The 5,763-nt window shown below is 54.6% G+C and carries 3 protein-coding genes and 1 pseudogene; all 4 read left to right on the top strand.

Going from position 1 to position 5,763, the window contains the following annotated elements; all coding sequences use genetic code 11:
• Positions 1 to 563: 563 nt before the first annotated feature.
• The 4 genes and pseudogenes from G3T14_RS22895 to G3T14_RS22880 all read left to right on the top strand — a co-directional run bounded on the left by G3T14_RS22895 (position 564) and on the right by G3T14_RS22880 (position 5,522).
• Positions 564 to 1,193: a hypothetical protein gene (locus G3T14_RS22895; RefSeq protein ID WP_163644806.1), complete on the top strand. Its 630-nt coding sequence runs from the start codon at positions 564 to 566 to the stop codon at positions 1,191 to 1,193.
• 27 nt (positions 1,194 to 1,220) lie between these two features.
• Positions 1,221 to 2,693, top strand: a complete 1,473-nt coding sequence (locus tag G3T14_RS22890) for a class I SAM-dependent methyltransferase (RefSeq protein WP_163644805.1) — start codon at positions 1,221 to 1,223, stop codon at positions 2,691 to 2,693.
• 80 nt (positions 2,694 to 2,773) lie between these two features.
• The gene (locus G3T14_RS22885; protein WP_163644804.1) at positions 2,774 to 3,613 is read left to right on the top strand and encodes a methyltransferase domain-containing protein; all 840 of its coding nucleotides are present in this window, start codon (positions 2,774 to 2,776) and stop codon (positions 3,611 to 3,613) included.
• A 383-nt stretch (positions 3,614 to 3,996) separates the two neighbouring features.
• Positions 3,997 to 5,522, top strand: a pseudogene (locus tag G3T14_RS22880) (transposase).
• Positions 5,523 to 5,763: the final 241 nt, after the last annotated feature.

Raw genomic sequence — 5,763 nt, 5'->3', positions numbered from 1 at the left:
GCTGTTCGCTTCGTCATGGCTCCATCCTCTCAAGAGCTGGAGCCTCCGGGAAACCCGGGGCGGTTCACTTCGAACCTGGGCCACCGAATTGGGGCAGGCCACCACCACCGACCTCATTCAGCAGGATGCACGCCGCAAAGCGCGGGCATCAAATGTTAGACTCGCACAACTCACTAGGCATATGGTTGAGGGAACGTTCGCGCTTGAATGTCACCTACAGCGGCTATGCGCCCGTTTTCCATCGCTCATCGGCCCAAGCGCTCGTCGGCTCTGAGTGGGCCGTGCTCCGGGTCAACACCCAACTACCAGTTTGCTACCGCGTGCGGAAGTGGCATTACAAACCCTGAGGCGTTAGGCGGGTTCTGAGCAGGCAACCCTTCAAAAACGAGGCGCGAGTGATAACCCCAATTACCCGGCACACGGGTGGATACGAAAGAGTCCTGTACGTCCGCACGGATGGCTCAGACGAAAACGACGGGACTTTAGACAGCCCGTCTGGGGCATTTCGCACTTGGCAGCGCGGCATTGATGTCCTTTGCCGCTCAGATGTGCAGCGGGGCACCGTGTGGCTTAAAGCCGGGAACGAAGATGGCCCACGAACCTTCTCGGAGAACATCAAGATCGGGCCGCTCGGCTACGCAGGCCGTTTGATTCTACGAGGTGCGGATAGCGCGCCTACTGAATTCATCTGCGAGACCGGCGATACGCTACTCGCGTCCCTTGTGGGCAATGTGCAAATTCAGCTCGAAAACGCGAAAATATCAGCGCCTAACGGCAATGCAATCAAAGTGGAATACCAGACGCTATTTTCAGTAGGGACAGGCGTTGATTTCGGAATGACGAAAGAAAGCCACATATGGATTCATGACAGCCAGTCGATAGTCCAAGTTCTTGCGGCGGAGTACACTATCTCCGGAAATTGCGCTCGCCATTTATTTGTTCAGTATGGTCATCTCTATTTTGAGGCAAACCGGGTTAAGTTGATTGAAAGCCCAGCGTTCTCAGGCGCTTTCTTAACTTGCTTTCCTCGCGGCTCGGTACAGGCTACAGAGAACGTTATCGAGGGAATTGGACGCGGAAAGCGCTATGATATTCATCACCTAAGCGTACTTAACCTTTGTGGCGGACAAGAAGAAATTGAACTGGCTGGCGATGCGCCTGGATATATTGATGGCACATCAATCCTGATTTGAGTATAACTAAAGAGAGACGGAGGTACCATGGACCTTGATTACGCGACCGAACAAGCTGCAAAACTATATTCCTTATCAGAGGACATACATGGCGCGCTCCCGCGGTCGACTTCTTATTGGACGGATAAATACGTCAGCAGGATCATGTCTTCGCTTTGGGGGGCGCCGGACGTCGAAGCATTTTACGCAAAATGCATCATAGATCTCTGCCAGGAGCATCCCGAGAAAAAACTCAGAGCGGTGAGCCTCGGGTGCGGCGATGCTTTCATCGAACTTGAAGTTTATAAACGGGTCATCGAGAGCGGTTGTCACAATATTCGTTTTGACTGCGTCGATGTCGCTGAAGGGGCTGTCGCGCGCGGAAAACAGCGCGCGGTCGAAATGTCCATTTCGACCGATTTCGATTTGAGGGTCGATATATACGAGTCTCTTTTCGACAAACCCGCAGACGTCGTCATAGCAAACCAAGTTCTTCATCATATAGTTGATTTAGAGGGACTATTTTCCTCTATTTCAAGAGCAATTGGCACCCATGGGATATTCATTTCCGCGGATATGATCGGGCGGAATGGTCATATGCTGTGGCCTGAAGCACTAGCGATTTTAGACCCTCTTTGGCAGCAATTACCGGACAAATTCAAGTATAATCACTGCCTACGACGCCTCGAGTCGCAGTATTCAAACTGGGATAATTCGAAGGAGGCGAATGAAGGGATTAGAGCGCAGGACATACTTCCCTGTTTGATTGACAATTTTGGGTTCGAAAAATTCTTCGCAGCCGGAAATTTAGCGGTCGCTATTTTCGGAAGGCATTTTGGGTACAATTTTAATCCAGAAGTTGATCAGGAGCGAGACCTGATAGATCGCATTTCCGATACCGATTACAATCTCATTGACTTTGGCTACCTTAAGCCGACGCTTATGTATGCATGCATGTCGAACAGAGGAAGGAGCACGCAGATCTATCGGCATTGGTCGCCTGAATTTTGCGCCAGGAGGAACGATCCCGCGGCGGGCCATTACGCCATCAAACGGTTTGGAAAAGATGAGGCGGTCGAATTTTCGGAGAGGCTTCCGGCGATAGAGTGCCTAAGGGAAGGATGGTCTTCTCCTGAAGTGGGCGGCGTTTGGTCCAATGCCTCGCATTCCAGCGTGTCCGTCCCACTTAATGGAATATACAATGGTGGCGCTCTTAAGCTTCAGATATATGGGATGCAATACCAACCCGACGGCGTCGAAAACATCCCAATTACGATTTCGGTAAACGGCAAAGAATTTCGTGATGTTCGATTTCCGGGCCATCAGATTGGCGCCGCATGGATTGAACTGCCGCTCAATGGCGTCGACGATTTCGAAACACTGGCCGTTCATTTCGAGTACCCCAAGACGTGGTCCGCCTTAGAACTTGGATTAGCTGATGATACTCGGCAGTTGGCTCTGCGGCTTATATTTTTTGCACTTAGAGATAACCACGAGCAGAAACCTGGACAAATCTCGTAGCGATCCAGGGCCCTAAATCGATGCTAATCATAGCACAAATAGACTTCCGATGACTAAAGACGAAGATGGCGGACCGATCGATGATATTTACTCATGAATATATAAGCAATCTACTCGATAGTCTAGAATTGCCATTTCCTGACAAAGGCGAGAACGTTATTAGAAACTACCATCGCCTGTTCGTTCAAAGGTACGTAAATACCTTAAACGAGATTGCGGATTTGCCGAGATCGACGCGCGCGCTTGAACTGGCCGCCAATCCATATGGCATGACAGCAGCCATAGTCGTGAATTTATTCGACGAACTTTCGTTGGCAAGCTTCGGAAAATTAGGCGAGCACTCAACTTTAGATATCAGCGTCGGCAACAAGTCATTTTCGCTTAGAGAAGATAATTTCAATGTCGAATTTGATCGTTGGCCGTATGAAGATGAGAGCTTTGACCTCATAATTAGCTGTGAGATGATTGAGCATCTCGCAATGGATCCTATGCACGTATTCTTCGAGGCAAACAGAGTTCTCAGGCACGGCGGTATCTTCTTTGTTTCAACCCCAAATGCGTGCAGCCTGCAATCGGCAGTTAAAGCTCTGAAGTTTCAAACTCCGAGCATGGCTCCGCAATATCGCGGCCCACCAGATCTATCTGGAGTGTACCAACGCCATAATCGGGAACTCACACCGCCCGCACTCGCAGAAATGTTTCGGGCAGGAGGCTTCCAAAAGGTATCCTACCGAACAGTAGATAATTACCCATTCTATAATTATGAAGCTGATGCTATCTCTGTTGAAGTCTTACGTGCGATTTATGGCACTCATTGGCGGGGCGATACATTGAACTTCTCTGGATGGAAGGCAGGGCCGCCTTTGGAACGATATCCAGGGGCCGAGGATCTATACATTGTCTCAGACCCTAGGTTGTAGCATATGAACTTTTCGAGGAACGTATTTGCGTGCGCTCTGTTCGCACTTCAGCGGAAAGTTGCCAAGAAATATCACAAGCCGCCAAAATGTAAATATGGCGGGGAAGACCAATGCGAAACCAAATTCCTCAACCTCTTATAGTGTCGAGTACAGAGTAATTCACGGCGACGGATCATTCCGTATTGCGTAATCCGTTTATGACAGGGTTTACTAAATGAGGCATCGACCAAGACAGATTAGCCGTTACTTGATGCCATCAAGATCTTTAGATTTGCCGCCATCGGCCTGCCTTGGGCGCATTGCCTCGCCTGCAATGCTCCCGGATGTCGGATCGTTGCACCATCTGATTTGCTCCCGACGCGGGATTGGTGGCGGGGGTGGCGATGAGGCGAGTGAGTATGGTGACGCGCGATGAACTGCTCGCAGCTTTGGCAGCTCGGTACCCGGGCGGCGGACATGCGGAGAAGACCCGCATCCTAGATGAGTTCGCCTCCGTGACGGGCCATCACCGTAAACACGCAATGCGGTTGCTCCGGGCCGGCCCATCAGGACAGGCGCCGACCTCTTAATCGGACCGGCGGGTATACGTCGAGGCGGTGCGCGAGGCGCTGATCGTTCTGTGGGAAGCGTCCGACCGGATCTCCGGCAAGCGGCTGAAGGCGATGATCCCGACGTTGCTCCCGGCGATGGAACGCCATGGACATCTCGACCTCGACCCGGAGATCCGTGCCACGCTGTTCGCGATGAGTTCGGCCACGATCGACCGGGCTCTCGCTCCACAGCGGGAGCGTTCCGGAAGCGGCAAGCGCCGCCGCTGGTCGCCCTCGGTGCTGCGGCGCTCGATCCCGGTGCGGACGTTCTCGGACTGGAACGATCCACCGCCCGGCTTTATCGAGGTTGACCTCGTCGCGCATTCTGGTCCGGTCGCCTCAGGCTCCTTCATCCAGACGCTGGTGCTGACGGATATCGCCACCGGCTGGACCGAGTGCGCCCCGCTCCTGGTCCGGGAGCAAACGCTGCTTATCGGCGTGCTGCGCGAGGTGCGTGCCCCGATGCCGTTTTCTCTGCTCGGGTCCGACTCGGACAACGACAGCGTGTTCATCAACGAGGTGGTGCGGGACTATTGCCTGTCCGAGAGGATCGTGTTCACCCGCTGCCGGCCCTATCGGAAGAATGACCAAGCCCATGTTGAGCAGAAGAACGGCGCCATCGTGCGCCAAATCGTCGGCTATCGGCGGTTTGAGGGACTGGCGGCCGCCCGCGAGCTGGCTGCTCTTTACGCGCGGACGCGGCTGTTCGTGAACGCCTTCCAGCCATCGTTTAAGCTCGCCGAGAAGGAACGCGACGGAGCGCGGGTGCGCAAACGCTACCACGCGCCGGCGACACCCTGCGACCGGCTGTTGGCCGATACACGCACGTCCGAAGAGATACGTCATCGGGTCGAGGCAGTGCGCGTCCACCTCGACCCGGTGCGGCTCCTGGCGGAGATCCGAAGCGGGCAGAAAGCCCTCGTCGCGATCACCGAGAGCACCCTCGCGCTGCCGGTCGACGCGCCGGCTGCGCCCATCCCGGTCGCCGACTTCTTGGCAGGGCTGCGCACCGCCTGGCGGATGGGTGAGGTTCGATCCACCGCACAACCGATCCTGAAGTCGAAGCGCGGACGCCGCCGCCCGGATCCGCTCATCGCAGTCAACGACGACCTGCGATCCTGGTTCGAGGCGGATCCAGCGCAGACCGGGAACGAATTGCTCCTGCGCCTCCAGACCTCAGGTCCCGACCGCACCCCGACGGACTGCTCCGAACGGTACCGCGCAGCCTCAAGATCTGGCGTAGCGAGATCGCCTGCCAGTTGGTGTTCGGTACCCCGAATCAGCCGCAAACGGTGGCGATCTCGGGAACATATGCGTGAGGCAACCGGCTCACCCCCCGGGAGCATTATTCGGTGAGGCAACACGCGTCATTATCCTGATTGCCGCGCTACAGCGTAAAGCGCATATTCTGACGAAGTTGAAGCCAGAAGCGAAAGAGTCCCGCGTGGCGGTGTTGGCGGGGCTGAAGAGAGTTCTGGGATGAACGATAGGACATATCGAAGAACCGTGCGCATCCGGCGAAGGCCGCCTTGCTCCGAGGTCTGTCGACGTCCAGCTTTT

It is taken from the genome of Methylobacterium sp. BTF04 (assembly GCF_010692745.1).
Taxonomy (GTDB): domain Bacteria; phylum Pseudomonadota; class Alphaproteobacteria; order Rhizobiales; family Beijerinckiaceae; genus Methylobacterium.
Note: the sequence above shows the minus strand (reverse complement) of the source record. Positions and strands in the feature narration are given on the sequence as shown.